Annotated in this window: 9 protein-coding genes and 1 pseudogene; 7 read left to right on the top strand and 3 right to left on the bottom strand. The window is 36.7% G+C overall.

Annotated features, from left to right (window positions below; all coding sequences use genetic code 11):
* Nucleotides 1-47: 47 nt before the first annotated feature.
* From MWG72_RS00400 to MWG72_RS00380, 5 genes are all read left to right on the top strand, one after another.
* Complete coding sequence (locus MWG72_RS00400; protein WP_247143013.1) at nucleotides 48-314, top strand: hypothetical protein; 267 nt, start codon at nucleotides 48-50, stop codon at nucleotides 312-314.
* A gap of 238 nt (nucleotides 315-552) precedes the next feature.
* Complete coding sequence (locus MWG72_RS00395) at nucleotides 553-1,254, top strand: Tn7 transposase TnsA N-terminal domain-containing protein (protein ID WP_247143012.1); 702 nt, start codon at nucleotides 553-555, stop codon at nucleotides 1,252-1,254.
* A gap of 4 nt (nucleotides 1,255-1,258) precedes the next feature.
* On the top strand, nucleotides 1,259-3,139 hold the full coding sequence (locus MWG72_RS00390) for a Mu transposase C-terminal domain-containing protein (RefSeq protein ID WP_247143011.1): 1,881 nt from the start codon (nucleotides 1,259-1,261) through the stop codon (nucleotides 3,137-3,139).
* Complete coding sequence (locus tag MWG72_RS00385; protein WP_247143010.1) at nucleotides 3,126-4,076, top strand: TniB family NTP-binding protein; 951 nt, start codon at nucleotides 3,126-3,128, stop codon at nucleotides 4,074-4,076. The genes MWG72_RS00390 and MWG72_RS00385 overlap by 14 nt, the downstream gene beginning before the upstream one ends.
* 2 nt (nucleotides 4,077-4,078) lie before the next feature.
* Nucleotides 4,079-6,037, top strand: a complete 1,959-nt coding sequence (locus MWG72_RS00380) for a TniQ family protein (protein ID WP_247143009.1) — start codon at nucleotides 4,079-4,081, stop codon at nucleotides 6,035-6,037.
* Between the two features lie 25 nt (nucleotides 6,038-6,062).
* Here the strand turns inward: MWG72_RS00380 and MWG72_RS00375 are convergent, their stop codons facing one another.
* Nucleotides 6,063-6,998, bottom strand: coding sequence for a hypothetical protein (locus MWG72_RS00375; protein WP_247143008.1), 936 nt, complete (start codon nucleotides 6,996-6,998; stop codon nucleotides 6,063-6,065).
* A gap of 109 nt (nucleotides 6,999-7,107) precedes the next feature.
* Between MWG72_RS00375 and MWG72_RS00370 the strand changes: the two genes are divergently transcribed.
* Both MWG72_RS00370 and MWG72_RS00365 read left to right on the top strand, forming a co-directional pair.
* Complete coding sequence (locus MWG72_RS00370) at nucleotides 7,108-11,049, top strand: NACHT domain-containing protein (protein WP_247143007.1); 3,942 nt, start codon at nucleotides 7,108-7,110, stop codon at nucleotides 11,047-11,049.
* Nucleotides 11,050-11,400: 351 nt separating this feature from the next.
* Nucleotides 11,401-11,529, top strand: a pseudogene (locus MWG72_RS00365) (arsenical resistance protein ArsH); the annotation flags it as partial.
* Nucleotides 11,530-11,638: 109 nt separating this feature from the next.
* Here MWG72_RS00365 and MWG72_RS00360 read toward each other — a convergent pair.
* Together MWG72_RS00360 and MWG72_RS00355 are read right to left on the bottom strand one after the other, a co-directional pair.
* Complete coding sequence (locus MWG72_RS00360; RefSeq protein ID WP_247143006.1) at nucleotides 11,639-13,813, bottom strand: TonB-dependent receptor; 2,175 nt, start codon at nucleotides 13,811-13,813, stop codon at nucleotides 11,639-11,641.
* Between the two features lie 391 nt (nucleotides 13,814-14,204).
* A complete protein-coding gene (locus tag MWG72_RS00355) occupies nucleotides 14,205-16,607 on the bottom strand; it encodes a glucose/quinate/shikimate family membrane-bound PQQ-dependent dehydrogenase (RefSeq protein WP_247143005.1) in 2,403 nt (800 codons plus the stop codon).
* Nucleotides 16,608-16,686 lie beyond the last annotated feature (79 nt).

Here is a 16,686-nt window from a genome sequence, read left to right as displayed (position 1 = left end):
GACCTAAGTATAAGCTTTTGTTGAGACAGGTTACTACCAGGAACTCTATGGAAATCCATCCCATAGTCGATGCCTCTACAATAGAAAAAGAGTTATTCGACCGTTACGGCCCACTAATGACAGATGATGTATTACGAATCGCTTTAGGTTACAAATCCACGGAAGCCTTTAGACAAGCTTTAACTCGTAAAACAGTCCCAGTTCCTGTTTTTAGTATCCCAAATCGTCGTGGCAAATATGCCTTAGTAAAGGATGTTGCTACATGGCTAGCAAATCAAAGAAACTCAATTCTAGATTCACAAGATAACCATTAAATTCTCAATAGTCTGAAACAACCCTGGAGTGACTATGAAAAGTTAGAAAAAAATTAATAAAAAACGGACCCTAAAAGGATCCGTTCGTGACTTTATATAGAAGAATATAAAGACCTGAGAACCCAAGTATCTTCTCTATATCGTCACCAGTCAAGTAAGTGCTATTCGATCGCAATAGTACAGATTAACTCATTCTCAAAAATTTATTGAGAATAGGATTACTTCTGGATGAACAGATATGCCCTATCAAGCAGTATTTTCAAAAACCGATATTCAAACAAACATCCTAGAACAAATCAGGATTGCCTTTGAATCAACAGCAAATGTAGCAGCTACACTTCATGGGAAACGCAAAATCTATCAAGGAGCATTCGGTCGTCGAACCTCTCTCTTCCCGAGTAAAAAGTGTTGTGGATCAATACCATTAGAAAGCCGGCTTGAACTTGCTCATGCAGTCTCCTTAGAAAAGGATCCAAATATCTTAAATTATCGCTCACAAGCATTAAAAATTTTACTGATCAATGAACAGTATTGTTTTCCAGATTTTTTGATTCAAACCAAAAAAGGTAATTATGAAGTTCACGAAGTCAAACCATCTATAGCATCATTATCAATAGATGAATTAAACCGCTTTGCAATACTTTCTGACCTACTACACTCCATTGATATTACTTTTAAGCTAATCGATCACACTGATTTACCCAATGAATCAGAGATATCTCAGCTACTTTATTGGTATCAAAGAGGGCATCGATTCAACTGGAATAATTTTGAAATTAATTACGCATTAGAGCAATTAACGCTCAAAGAGTTTGATAACTCAACTCAAGTCTACAGAACACTTGAATCAATTGGCCTCAAACCAGAACTAGCTGATTATTTATTTTTTCATCAAAAAATTACTATTAACTCAGATAAACAAAAAAGCAGAGAGATCTAATAACATGAATAACTCTCTTTTTATTCCACAGCCAGGTTTTCGTTTTTATTTTAAAGAACATCCTGACTATATTTTTGAAATCGGCTCTGTAACCTATAACGCTATACGATATGCAGCAATTGCTGGTGGAAAAACATTTTCAATTACCCCGAATGAGTTTGAAAATCGCTACAAAAAAGGTGAAATCTTATGCGTCTTTGCACCTGATAAGCTGATGATCAACCCTAAACACAATTCAGAAATACATCGTAAAGAGCGTTACGTCCTTAGTGCTCTTCAATTTCTAAAATCTCCAACGAGCCCTCAATATTTATCAAAATTAATAGAACAGATTTCCACTGAAATTAAAGATCCTCATCCTCCTTCCTGCCGTACTGTCGCAAGATGGGTTACTAAATATAAAAGTTTTTCGCAGAACAAGCTGTGTTTACAAGATAAATATATAGGCAATCATCACTTAAGATTCCCACCTGAGGTTTATCAAATTCTTAATCAAGGGATTAATGAAATCTATTTGAAGCCCGAATACAGAAGTAGTAAAGATGTACAAGCCTATATGCTAGGTCAATTCATGGAGCAAGGTATTTCATTAGATCAGTTACCGACTCTTAGGAGTATCCAACGACATATCAAGAAACTAGACCCTTATATTGAATTAAAAATAAAGAAGGGATCTAGAATAGCTAAGAAAAAGTTTCAATCTGCTGGCAAAAGTATTGTTAGTCCTTTTGCTCTTTATATGGTCGAAATCGATACACATTATTTAGATATTATTATCATAGATCCCAAAACCAATACCGCTCTAGGACGACCATTTCTAGCTTGTGCAATTGACGTTTATTCAAGAACAATTGTAGGTACATATATCAATATGTATCCCCCTAGTGCTGCAACGACACTAGAAACTATTAAGGATATGGTTACTCGCCCGAATCATAAATTACCAGGAGGTATTCCGAGTATTATCATTCCAGATAATGGAGTTGAGTTTAAAAATAATTCACTCGCTAGAGTATGCGAACAGCTTAAAATTACTTTAACTCCATCTCAAGTCGGTACACCAAATAATAAACCGCATATTGAACGTTTTTTTAGTACACTGACTCATGGAATTCTCCAAAAACTCCCTGGAACAACTTTCTCAAATCCAATAGATAAGGGGGAGTATAATTCAAGTAAAGTTGCTCAACTAACTTTAGAACAATTAAAACAATATGTGGATACATGGATCCATGATGTCTATCACAAATCTATTCACCATACGACTGGTCGCTCTCCTATTATCATGTGGCAAGATGCAATCGAAGATATTCGGCCCAGTTTTCTCACAGATATAGATGCGAAAATTTTATGCCGCAGACCAGTTGAAAGAAGCATTAATCACGGTCAAGTCAGAGTAGATGGTCTTAGTTATTTTTCTCATGCGCTAACGACACTACAAGCGCAAGGCATAAAAACAGTTACGGTACTGATTGACGATTTAAATTTAAATGAAGTTTATGTTGTAGACCCTAATAATAAAGATGTCGTTATTCAAGCAGATTCAACCAATCCAGACTATACATATGGCTTGTCACGAGTAACCCACTTCGAAGTTCAAAAACTAAAGAAAGCCCAAACTCGATCTGACAAACAAAGGATTGGACCAATGTCGGATTTATATCACCTGTATAAACTTATGCACGAGATACAACATAATCTCGTGAGAAAAAAACCAAGATTAAAGCCTCTTAGCTTAGAACTTCCCAAGCAACTAAAAAGAGTTGAAGAACAACTTTTTTCGGAAGAGAAAGATATTTCTGAACAACCTGTTTCCATTATAAATACACCAACACCAATTGAGCAGTTTGGTTCTTTGGAGGTATTTAAGCATGGAAAAATTTGACAATCGATTTGAAAGAATTCGATCTATTAACAATATTGTCATTACTTCAACTGAATTTATGGCAGCTTTCACGGGTATACAAGATTGTGTCCAAAGAAGTATTTCCTTTAGTGAACCAGTTGGAAGCATGCTACTGGCAGAGGGAGGATTAGGAAAAACAACCTTGTGCAAAGCAATTTTAAGCTTGATGCCACGTTCCGAAAAAATAGCAAAGGATCATAAAAAATTCATTATCCCAGTATGCTATGTCGAAGTACCCTCACCTGCCACCGTGAAGTCATTAGCCATAATGATGCTCAAAGAACTGGGAGATCTTACTTGTGAAAATGGATATGGTACGACTGAATACCTAACAAGTAGGCTCATTCATTTATTAGCTCAATGTGAAACTAAGCTCATATTTTTAGATGAGTTCCATCATTTATTTGAGCGTAAACCTACGTCTACAAGAATGAATCGGACTACAGGGAATTGGATTAAAACTTTAGTGAATAGAACTGGGATCAGTTTTTGTTTAGTTGGTTTACCAGAGTTCGTACCACTACTTCAAATTGATAGCCAAATTGCACGTAGATTTCCATTCATCTACCACCTAAACCCATTAACTGTTGATCCATCACAGAGTGGGAGTATGTTTGCATTTCTTGCCGAGGTTTCAAGAACTCTCAATAGGCAAAATATCTCCTTCATGCCAGCACTAGATAGCCAACTTGTAGGTATGCAAATTCAATTAGCTACGAAAGGCTATCACTCATACATCATGAGCCTAATTAGAGAAAGTATTGCGCATGCTTTAAACGATGGTCGGCAAGTCATTAACTCTAATGACTTCAGTTATGCCTGGAAATTAGGTATCACGCTATACATTAGTAAACAAAGTAAAAATCCTTTCGAAATGAATATTTCTCAAATCATATCATTTATGAAACAAACATAATTATGCAAAATACTCTTTTAATACAAGCTATTCCTTACGAAGATGAATCGCCAATCAGCTTCCTACTAAGAACCGCTAAACTTAATGCACATAGTTCAATCTCTAATTTAGTAGGGAAAGAAAACTATCAATCCATCCTTAAAGCATCACTAAATTATCATCTTGCAGATGAAGCTCGCTTTAGCTTAGTTTTAAGTGCTTTAAATATAGATAGTGATTACTCACTTTTAGCTTTTAAAAGATCAAAGCCAACGAGTAGATCTCCAAGAACACTAGGAGCAATTGAAATCCCCCATGAGTTGCTAGAATTAAACAATATACGTTACTGCCCTGTATGCCTTTCTGAAAAGACGTATCTAAGAAAATTATGGATGCTAAAACCTATCTATGCATGTCCGATACATTCTTGCTTTTTAATTGATTCTTGTCCCAATTGCGAGAATCCAATTACATCAAAAGCTGGTGTTGAAAACTGTGCTAGTTGTGGTTTTGAATTAGATAAAGCTCCACTTAAGGAAGCAAAAACAATAGAAACTGTATATTGGTTTATAGACGTTCTAAATTTCAACTCCAATAAATTATTCAAACAGTTTGCAGCTTGCTGGAATGCTTTTAATGAATTCTTTAAGTTCGATGGATCTAATACTGATTTGAAAGTTTTCCTTTCTGTCTATGAATATTTTCATAATCCTGAAATTTCAGCACTAAAACTCAGTGCTCTTATTAATTCTAGAATCAATTACTCACATCCTAGGGTACAGTTAATACCGTTTTTAAAATATGAGATTTTTTTCAAGAAGCACATCAAAATCGTTGAACAAAATGCTAACGAATACAAAATTAGTGAAAATAGTATTGCTAGAAAACTGAGAAATCATGAGATAAAGTATATTTTGAAGGTTTCTCGTTTTGAACTTGAGAAATTGATTGAAAACGACTATTTAAATTTGGGGAAGAAAGAGCTTTATCATGGAAGTATCTCGAGTATAGATATTGAGCGCTTTATTATGGGCCTCAATAACGAGGATAAACCTGCATTCGATACAATAGATGCAATAGCAATTAGTAATGACCACATTGATCTAAAACAGGTTTCTGAAATTTTAAAAATCAATTATGAAACTGCTAGAAAACTAGCAAATATGGGTTGGTTCAACTCAGCAGAAAGCTATCTAGATAAAGCCGATCCAAAAAAATATTCAAAGAAAAAACTTCATGAATTCGATAGAAAATATATGCTGATCGCACTTTTAGCGAAACAGATCAATGCAAACCCTACGAATCTTGTAGAAAAATTAGCATCAATAGGTATTTCGCCCGTTCATGGACCTCATATTGATTCGACACCAATTAATATTTTTTTAAAGACAGATGTTCAAGATATAAATTTAAAAAATTTAGACATGATTCAACACTATCCAACACGAACAGGTAGGCGAAAAGATACGTTAGAATCGATAACCACCAATGTGGATTATTACTCGTTAAAAGATGCATCTGCACTTTTAGGAATTAGCTCGAATAAAGTTGCGGTACTTGTTCAAAAAGGGATTCTTAGAAAAAAAGAGAACAGTCCTATATCTGTTCAAATTGAAGCTTGTTCCTTATTAAATCTTAAGAATAAATTATTAAGTGATGAGTTTATTTCTTACTTAGATGCTGCAAAGCGATTGAACTGCCCTATAAATTGGATGAAAAAATATTGGGTCGATACAGGCTTCTTAGACATTAAAGATTTAGTCTATTGGAAGCTTATTTATAAAAATGAGCTTACTGAAGTTTTAGATTTAAAAGAAGAATTCATTACTGGTGCTGAGGCAAGCTCTCTTTTAGGTATGCGCCACTCCCATGTCACTAACTTACAAAAGCAGGGTCTCATAAAGCCTCACTATTTTGGAAAAACAGATAAAAAAGTAAGACTTTTCAATAAAAATGAAGTTTTAAAGTTTGTAACACAGTAATTTGATGATGTTCTTCAGATCCCATCTAGTTCGTATGTTGGGATCTTCTTATAATTAATAGAGCCTCATTAGGAACTTCAACTTTAACTTTTATTTTAACTTCATTTCCATTCCGGTCTTTGGTTGTAGTTATATATTGAATTAAAGCATTCTTGCCAACTCCTTTTAAAAGGATTTCACCCCCTTTTATTTCAATATATTCACCTTTTTTTTGCCCAATTTTTGATTCTGGAAAAAAGTCTTTAAATCCTGTTTTAATATAGATTAAGCTATTTTTTTCATCTTCCCTTACAGAGCCTAGTGCAATATTAATAAAAATATTCTTCGTTTTTTCCGCATAAAAAATATATACAGAGCTAGGGAAAATTAAAATATAAAGCATCATCATCAAAAGCTTTATATTATTATTGCTATTTTCATCCTCTTTTAATTTTGTATTATTCTCTCTCCAATCATCTATAAATTTATCAATAAATATTTTCAAAAGAATACTTAAAAATACCATTATCAATAAGTTTATTGATTTTTCATTGTAAAAAGCAAAAACAAAAACAAAACCGAAAGAATAAAGTAAAAACTTAAAGATACTTTTCCCTGTTGTATCTAAAATCTTATTAAAATAAAATTTCTTCAAGAAAAATTTTCTTAAATTAATAAAGCTCAAGGACCTAAAAGAAAATATAAATTTGAAGAAACTTCGAACGACTTTTATAAAAAAAATAAAAATACTTCCTAGTGCATAATGTGCGCCCAAAAAAAATGCATAGACAAATAAAAATTTTATAGTAATTAAGAAAAATAAAAGCCCATCGCCTAATGATAAGTCCGTAGGAAAGTAATCAATATGCCAAAAATATAAAAGGATAAGACATATACCTGCACCTATAGTAAATTTAGCAATAAACCCACTATTATCGACAAGTAGCTTAATTTTCTGCAACAAAAAAAGAGTAAAATTCACTTATTCTCCATTTGTATTTTCCTTTCAGATCAATTTTTTAATCAACAAACTATTCATGCTAAGATTATGAGAAGTCTATTAACTATACAATATTTATTAAATTTAGATCATGATCCCGAGAACTCTGTGGTATCAATTTGATGATACTCAAAAAAAAATTAGTCAACATGAAATACTTGAAATAACTAATTCATTGGTTATTTTAGGTGAAGCGGGAATGGGGAAATCTAGCCTTTTAGAATGGCTAGGAAACTTAGAAAATTACGCATATTGTACTGCACGTCAATTACTAAATCGTGCTAACCCCCGCCCTCTTCTTGGTAAAAATAGCATATTAGTTATTGATTCACTCGATGAGGTAAATTCAAAAAATGATGGTGATGCCGTAGATGGAGTATTGCAAAAGCTTGAATTTTTAGGATATCCAAAATTTATTTTAGCTTGCCGTGCAGCAGATTGGAAAAGTGCTACAGGCATACAAGCTATAAGAGAACAATATTCAGAATCACCTTTAGAACTTCATTTAAATCCTTTTGCTCAAAATGATATGGCTATATTTCTTGAACAAAACTTTAGCACCCAAAGAGCTCAAGAAATTATTACTCACTTTACAGCTAAGAATCTGGATGATTTGCTAGGAAATCCTCAAACTCTTAGTTTAATTGCTAAAGTTGCAATTCAGGGACAACTACCTGAATCTTTAACCCAATTATTTGAACAAGCTATAGAAATTTTAAGAGCAGAACATTCGGAATCTAAATCTGAAGCACAACTGCCAAGCGAAGTTTCACTTGATGCAGCAGGAGCTGCTTTTGCCAGTTTAATCCTGACAGGTAATGAAGCTATTTCAAGAAAATCAATTATAAATTTAATTGACGGTGAACTACCAATAAGTGAAGTTAAACAACTTCCTGGCACTGAAAAAATTGATCTAGTTTTAGGCTCACGCCTTTTTCGATCTAATGGCGTAGAACGTTTTACTTACATTCATCGTCGAATTGGTGAGTTCTTGGGAGCAAAATGGCTAGTAAAACTAGCTGATACTAACCGAAAACGTAAGCGTCTTCTATCCTTGTTCCATAGTCATGAATTTGTTCCGAGTAACTTACGTGGTTTACATTCATGGTTACTGAGTGACCCTACTTTAGTCTCAAGTATTATTAAAGTAGACCCTATAGGTATTCTTGAATATGGTGATGTAGGAACCATAACAGTAGAGCAAGCTCAGACTCTACTAAATAGTATTCAAGATTTAGCTGAAAATAATCCTAGTTTTTATAACTTTTATAATAGAAATGGATATAGCATTCGAGCCTTCACAACGCCAATAATCTTATCTCAAATCCAGAAAATTATAATTCAACCTGATACTCCCTTTGGCTTTAGACTTTTTCTAATAGATGTTATTAAAGGATATCAACTTCCAAATGATTTTATCCAAATATTAACTAACCTTATTAATGATTCCAAAATAGAATTTGCAATACGTAAATCAGCTGGTGAATCTTTAGCTATTCAAGAACAATTTATAGATTGGCCTAGTATATATACGTCCCTATTTCAATTAGGTGATGAGTCATCTATTAGATTAGCAATAGAGCTATTAGATGATACTGGCTACAACAAAACCAATGATGATTTAATTGCTCATCTAGCTATTTCATATTTAAAAATGAATAGTAATACTGTCGGACCATTGTGGTATTTACAAGAAAATCTACCTTTAGAACAAATTGAAAATATCCTAAATTCTTTTATTATCGGAGTTAAAACTTTAGATAAAAATGATTATTCAGAAATTAAAAGTGAAGCCAAAAATTTTGCATACCGATTAATTCTAAGATTTATAGAAAATTATGATATCACTCCTAAAAAGCTATGGGGTTGGCTAAAACCTTTTGGGAAGGTATTTGGATATCAAGATGAAAATGTTAAAAAGCTAGCAACATTTTTAAAAAATGATTACAAATCAAAGCAAAAATTACAGTATATGGTTTTGCTAGATTTACCATCTGAAGAAAATATTTGGCAAAGAAGCATGTATCTTTCAAGCCGATCTTCTGGTTTAGCTCTTACTCCTGAAGATCTAGTTTTCATCCTTAAACAATTATATTTAATAAATTCTACAGATGCTCGTTGGAAAGACATTGTTCAATTAATACGACATGATGGTGAAATTGGCAAGGAAGTAAGAGATGCTGCGTTACCCTTTACTCTTAATAACAAGAATGATCAAAATTGGTTAAATCAAATTTCCGTCGTTGAATTAGAAAATTGGCAAATTAAATATCTTGAACGCAAAAAACAAACCGAAGTCAAAAAAACTGCTGATAGAGCCAAGCAAAGATTATTTTATATTCCAAATATCGACCGATTACGCCAAGGTGAATATGAAATAATACTTAAACCAGCCAAAGTTTATTTATGTCAGTTTACTGATATTAGTAAAGAAATACCGCCACATGAACGCATATCTGATTGGGTGGGAGCTGATATTTCTGAAGCATGTATGGATGGCTTTGAAGCAAACTTAGTTAAGAATCCACCTGATGTTAGTGCACAAGATATTGCAATTATTTTGCCTCAAGGGCAATTCTACCCAGTAGGTTATATTATACTAGTCGCATTAGCTGAACGTGTTAGAAATAATAAATATTTTCTTGATCTACCAAATGAAAGACTAATAGCTGCTTACCTTCTTCTATCACATCGTCGGTATGATGAGATTGCTGGAATCAATAATCTTTATACATATATTATTGAAGAACTTCAAAAAAGAGGAATTTTCAAAGAAGCAATACAAACTTTTTATGAACCATACTTTATCGCTCAATGCTCTCATATTGGTGGGCTATCACAATTTATGAGAAAAGCAGAATATGCTGAATTAGGTACTGAATTAGCAACAAATTGGTTGAGTAAATTTAAAAATCTTAATATCGAGGATGAAAAGGAACTTGCTGATTGTTTACTACACAATGGAAAATTTGAAGAATTGAAACAGCTTGTTCCTTCCTTAGATTTATTAGCTGATGAAGAACGACTAAAATACTGGATAGCTGTCAGCATACTTATAAATTTCAAAGAAACAATCAATAGTCTAGGAAATCAACCAATTGATAAAAGTTTAATTTGGACTTTACGAGATAGAATAACTGGTCGCTACAGAGAGAATCATTATAAAAATCTATTAGATACCAATCAACTTGAGTGGATTATTACAACTTTCCGCAAATTATGGCCAAATGTAGGTCAACCTATAGGAGGAACATTTGGGGATACAAATCCTTGGGATGCTTCTGAATTCATGGTTCAGCTTATTAAACTATTAGGTAAAAACTATAGTGATGAAGCTTGTAAAGCAATGGAGCGTTTAAAAATATCATCTTTCGACGAATACACAGACTTAATTAAAACAGTACAGTATGAGCAGAAACTAATTCGTAGCGAACATCTTTATGTGGCACCTACTATAAATGAAATCAAAGCAGTCATAAATAATGATGAACCCCAATCGATCTCTGATCTACAAACTGTCATATTAGATGAGCTAAGTATTGTCCAAGCAAAGATTATAAGTGATGATGCTGAATCTTGGCGTGGATTTTTCAATGACCAAGGTAAGCCTTTTGATGAAGAACGATGTCGAGATCATCTAATTGGTTTACTTCGCCAAGGTGAGAAAAAAATCACATATGAACCTGAAGCACATGTATCAGGTGACAAAGAAGTTGACATCACTTGTGCTGTAGGCAAAATTCGTCTACCAATTGAAATAAAAGGTCAGTGGCACCCTAACCTTTGGACTGGAGCAGACAATCAACTTAATAAATTATATGCCACTGATTGGAGAGCCGAAGGTAGAGGTATTTATCTAGTACTCTGGTTTGGAGAGAGATCTGATAATAAAAAATTAAAAACACCAGGGAGAGGTAAACTCAAACCTACTACCCCTCATCAACTACAAGAAATGCTGGTATTAAATAGTCGACCAGCTCAGGAAGGTAAAATTAATATAGTAGTTCTTGATTGCAATAGAACAAGACTTTGAAAACACATTTTCAAAAATTGTCATAGGTTGTGTCGTTTTATCCAAAAAATGACATAGGTTGTGTCGCTGATCAATGTCATTATGCGTCGCAACTACACTCAAGTCATTGAAGTTAATAAACTCGAAATGACAAACAATGTGTCGCATGACGTAGCTTAAAATGACACGACATCTGTGATTTTAACTTTAAATAAAAAGCCACCCTTGCGGTGGCTTTTTTATGATCTGATTTATCGTCTTCAATTCTGGGATTTATTTCAACCGCTTTCCTGCTTCATCAATAATCATTTCCCCCGTCTTCTTTGCTAAAAGCTGCGCGCTGCGGAGCAGAAAAAATATCTAAAACAACTTCTGATAGAGGAACTTTACGAGTTCACCCTCCTCACTCGCGGTCAGTCTGCTGATCTCACAGATCGATATTCTGAACGGGTCGAAAGTGCTGAAGAATTATCAAAACGGGTGAATCAGCAGACAATCTAGTTTTATCTCAAATCCGCTGATCAACTTTTCAAAACTTAAATATTAAAAAATCACGCTTAAAAAGCGGGATTTTTTATTTTGAAAATTTAGCAGCAATAAACCATTTCAATTAAAATTCTTTTGTCACACTCAAACCAGCGCTCCAGTTCCGCCCTTCTGCCGGCTCAAAGAAACGGCTATTGCTTTCATTGACAATCACCGAACCTGAATAGTCTTTATCAAAAAGATTATCGACACGTGCAAAAGTTTTGACAGACCAGTCTTTCATATTCCATTTATAGCCAACATTGGCACCAGCAACAGTATAGCTGGGTGCATATTCAGTATTGGTATCATTGACATAAATTCGATCTGAATAACGTACATCCAAACCTGCACTCAAACCATTTTCAGGTTTCCAGCCCAGACTTAAAAATGCCTGATTTTTGGCAATACCGGGAATATAGTTTCCTGATTCAACTCTCGACACTGCAATATTGCCATTCTGATTTAAAATTTCAGGAATATCAGCATCAAAAGTTGCATCTATATAGCTATAGCTGGCTTGAGCAGTGAGATCACGCCATAAACTTTTATTCCAGGAGAGTTCAATACCTTCTCTTAAAGTTTGATCTGCATTACGGAAAGTAGAGCGACCATTGTCATTACCTGCAGAAACAATGTCATCCTGAGTCGTGGTATGGAATACTGCAGCAGTAAAATCACCGAAACGATTAGCAGATTTTAAGCCAAGTTCATACGTTTCACTTTCTGCTGCTTTTAAACTAAAGCTCCGGTGTTCTGCAGTATTTGCAGGATAAGACATTTCGGTAAAGGTGGGCGTTTCAAAGCCTTGTGCATAACTGGCATAAGTCATCAGCTCAGGTAAAATCTGCCAGCTTAAGGCCATGGATGGTAATAATTTATCATAAGTGGTTTTACCTGAATTATCACCATTCACATCAGTAATATAATGATCTTCTGATTTAAAATGCACATTGCTATAGCGCAGGCCGGCATCTAAAGTCCAATCGGGAGCAAAATGATAAGAAGCTTGCAAATACGGATCTAAATTCCACAGGGTATTATCTTCATCTCGACGCAGTTCGCCTTTGACTCCCAAGCGATCACCTAAAAAGTTTTGATAGCCTTTACGGTCTTCGGTCATGGCATCTACGGCGACACCTGCAATCAGTTTAGTATTTGGTAGAATATCTTTACCCGTCCAGCGTAAATCTGTCCCATAAAAATTACGGTCAAAATCAATGACACCACCGGGATGATTTCGGGCTAGTTGAACTGTATTAGGTTTACAAATATCAGTATTTTCTTCATATGCACACTTTGGAATCGACTGATATTGCGTGACTGCGCGCTGTCCCCAGTAGGCCATGCCATACAGTTCATGCTGGTCATTGATCGGCTTATTCCAGGTCAAACCTGTTTGCAGTTGTTCAATTTCTTTACGAGCATTGTATTTGGTGACATTACCAACCACTTGCTTCGGATTGGCTTCCCATTGTGGACGAGTTAAACCACCTGGATCATCTGCAGCAATTTTAACGTAGTTATTCATCCAGTTGATTTTAGAACCATCTTCCAGATCCCAGGTTAGCTTGGCATTGCTCAGGATTTTATGCGCGCCGCTATGCTCCCGATAGCCGTCGGTATCAAAATAAGATGAGCTGATGATATAAGCTGGTTCATTGGCATTTTCTGAACCGCCTTGCAAAACCAGCTTGGTCTGCCCTTTGTTCTGGCTCCCTGCAGAATGCCCCAGTTCAATCGAGTCAGCACCTTGCCCCTCTCGCGTGGTGGTTAAAATCGTCCCTCCGGAAGAGTTACCATACAGCGAGGAAAATCCCCCACCCAATACTTCAATATGGTCCAGACTGTTCAAATCAATATTCGAGGTTTGTCCTTGTCCATCCGGCATCGTTGCAGGGATTCCATCCACATATAAACGCACACCACGCACACCGAAACTGGAGCGTGCGCCAAAGCCTCGCATCGAAATTTGCAGGTCTTGGGCATAGTTTTCACGATTATTTAACTGTAATCCTGGAACGCCTTTTAATGTTTCCGAAAGGTTCACATTCAGGCTGTTATCTTGTTCTTGATTCAGATAATACACTGACGCCGGTGTGGTCAATCGCTCCCGATCGGTACGGGTCGCTTGAATGACAATCGTGTCTAACCTTTGGACTTCTTGTATGTCATTTTCTGCATAAATATGCTGACCTACGCAAGCAATCAGGCATGACAAGGTCGATCTCACGAATGGAAATTTCGGGCTTTGATACATAAATAACAGACCTTATTTGAAAGTGGTTTAATGCGGCAAATACCTTATCGAGATGGCGTACATCTCATGATTCAATTCATTTTTTTTAAGCATCGATATCCAGTAAATGCGCTGATTCGATGACATATAGTTCGCTCAATGAATAGAAATATTTTGAGCTTAAAAATTCTGTGTTCGATAAATTCAGACTTGATTAATCCTTTATCTGAATTGCGCTTAAAATCAGCCATATACAAAGCATATTATTTTAATGCGATCTGAATGAAATTGAGCTTTCAGAAACAAATCAACATCATTTCTCTGTGTCCTTAAAAATGGATATAGGCATTCAACAATACATAATAAAAAAGCCTGACGAATCAGGCTTCTTCATACTTAATTAGAGATTCAACTATTTATTGTCTGGCAAGGCATAAGCCACCAGAGAGTCACCCATTTTAGTCCCAAAGGAACCATGACCACCCGCCATAATGACCACATACTGCTTTCCATTGGCTTCATAGGTCATTGGTGTAGCCTGGCCACCTGCAGGTAGACGGCCTTTCCACAACTCATCACCGTTGTTCACGTTAATGGCACGGATGTAGTTATCTTGAGTTCCACCCACAAACATCACGTTGCCCGCAGTTGAAATAGGGCCACCCAACATCGGCACACCCATTTTGAATGGTGGCAATGGAATGCCCGGCATACTGTCACGAATGGTACCGATGCGGCGTTTCCATGCCACTTCATGAGTATTTAGATCCACACCTGCAACAAAGCCCCATGATGGCTGTTTACACGGCAGTCCAAATGGAGACAGGAACGCACTGATTTCAACGCCATAAGGCACACCATACATCGGTTGAACACCTGCTTCTGTACCTGCACCCTTAGCCGTCTTAGGACGGTTCGGATCTTGAGGAATTAGTTTTGATACAAATGGCAGGCCAATCGGGTTGGTTAATGCAATTTGACGGTCCGGATTCACTGACATACCACCCCATTCAAACACACCCAGGTTACCCGGGAAGACCAGCGTGCCATTTTCAGAAGGTGGGGTATAAATGCCATCGTAATTCAGTTTGTGGAACGCAACACGGCAGACCAACTGGTCAAACATGGTCGCACCCCACATCTGTTTATCGGTCAATTTATCTTGTGGCGCCAGATTAAAGTCAGAGAAAGGTTGAGTTTTAGAATAGAACTCGCCTTTGGTCTGAGGTCCACGCTTCACAGATTGTGGTACCGGTTTCTCGGTAATCGGTACAATGGCTTTACCATTACGACGATCCAGCACAAAAGCATTTCCGGTTTTGGTCAAGACATAAATGGCTGGAACCATATTGCCGTTTTTGTCTTTAATCTCGGTCAATGTCGGCTGTGAAGGCACGTCCATATCCCACAAATCGTGATGGGTAGTCTGGAAATTCCATACCAGCTTACCAGTCGTCGCATTCAGGGCCAGCATCGAGTTGGCATAACGCTCGTCCAGTTCAGTCCGGTGACCACCATAAATATCCGGGGTACCGACACCCGTTGGTACGTAGACGATATCCAGCTCTGCATCATAGGCCAAAGGTGCCCAAGCGTTTGGAGAGTTGTGTACAAATTTTTGACCCGGTGCAGGAATCAAATTCGGATCTTCAGCGCCTGTGTCAAATACCCAAAGCAGTTCACCGGTATTCACGTCATAACCACGGATCACACCCGATGGTTCTTCAGTTGAATAGTTGTCGGTAGTTGAACCCGCAATAATAATGGTGGTGCCGGTTACTACAGGCGGTGAGGTTGGAATATAACCGCCCGGATATGGGAATGGCATATCTTTTTGCAGATCGACTTCGCCATTTTTACCAAAATCAGAACAGACTTTACCGGTGGTCGCATTGACCGCCACTAAACGCCCATCATTGACCGGTAAAATGACTTTTTGTGGACATTCAGCAGAGCTGCTTTTTTTCGCAGCGAGACTGCTTTCAAAACCAGCCGTATTGTTGACATCATAATAAGACACGCCACGACAGGTTAAATGCTGATAGGTATGATCAGCTTTCAGCTTTGGATCATAGGTCCATTTCGCCTTACCTGTTGCCGGATCAAGCGCAGTCAATTTCTGGTGAGTGGTACAGATGTACATGTTGTCACCCACCTTGATTGGGGTAACCTGATTGGTGGTTTCACCCGAGTCATTTTCAGTCTTGAATTCGCCCGTGTGATATTCCCAAGCCACCTGCAAATCTTTGACATTTTCAGTATTAATCTGCTTTAACGGTGAATACCGTAAACCGGACTGGGTACGACCATAAGCAGGCCAGTCTTCATCTGCCACACCGGGAATTGGCTGGTGAGTTGCAGGCTGCTGGGATTTTAATTCACCGCGAATTTCTTGCGGGTCATTAAATACAGCATAAATCATGACAGCGATGGTAATGGCTAATGAAGCACCCAAGGCAATTTTCGCGGTTTTAGCATGATCAAAGCCACGTGTTACCGCCGGAATAAGCAGCGCTAAACCAAACAGACCTAAAATATCCAAACGCGGCGCAAGTGCAAAGAAATCTGAACCGACTTCCCACAGCCCCCACACCACTGTCGCCAAAACGAATATGGCATAAACAAGGAGTGCAGCACTTTTTCGTTTATACAAGAGAACTGCGGTCGCAATAAAGAGAATACCTGCAATGATGTAGTACCAAGACCCACCCAGCACTGCAAGATAAATCCCTCCAATCAGCAGTCCTATACCGAAAACAGCGGCAATGACCGCTAAAATCGTTTTCAGTACTGAACCTGATGATGAAGTATTCATATTGAACACCTATAAAAGTTTTTTTGAAAGTCCATGCACATGACAGGCATGAGCACCCTTATTGTTAAATTCTGAGTTA

Origin of the sequence: Acinetobacter lwoffii, assembly GCF_022967985.1 — a bacterium.
Taxonomy (GTDB): Bacteria; Pseudomonadota; Gammaproteobacteria; order Pseudomonadales; family Moraxellaceae; genus Acinetobacter.
The sequence above is the reverse complement of the archived record's forward strand: the minus strand, read 5'-3'. Positions and strand labels throughout refer to the sequence as shown.

Excerpts from the sequence above, each read along its gene's own strand:
- MWG72_RS00400 (WP_247143013.1), top strand. The coding sequence starts at position 48 with ATGGAAATCCATCCCATAGTCGATGCCTCTACAATAGAAAAAGAGTTA.
- MWG72_RS00395 (WP_247143012.1), top strand. The coding sequence starts at position 553 with ATGCCCTATCAAGCAGTATTTTCAAAAACCGATATTCAAACAAACATC.
- MWG72_RS00390 (WP_247143011.1), top strand. The coding sequence starts at position 1,259 with ATGAATAACTCTCTTTTTATTCCACAGCCAGGTTTTCGTTTTTATTTT.
- MWG72_RS00385 (WP_247143010.1), top strand. The coding sequence starts at position 3,126 with ATGGAAAAATTTGACAATCGATTTGAAAGAATTCGATCTATTAACAAT.
- MWG72_RS00380 (WP_247143009.1), top strand. The coding sequence starts at position 4,079 with ATGCAAAATACTCTTTTAATACAAGCTATTCCTTACGAAGATGAATCG.
- MWG72_RS00370 (WP_247143007.1), top strand. The coding sequence starts at position 7,108 with ATGATCCCGAGAACTCTGTGGTATCAATTTGATGATACTCAAAAAAAA.
- MWG72_RS00360 (WP_247143006.1), bottom strand. The coding sequence starts at position 13,813 with ATGTATCAAAGCCCGAAATTTCCATTCGTGAGATCGACCTTGTCATGC.
- MWG72_RS00355 (WP_247143005.1), bottom strand. The coding sequence starts at position 16,607 with ATGAATACTTCATCATCAGGTTCAGTACTGAAAACGATTTTAGCGGTC.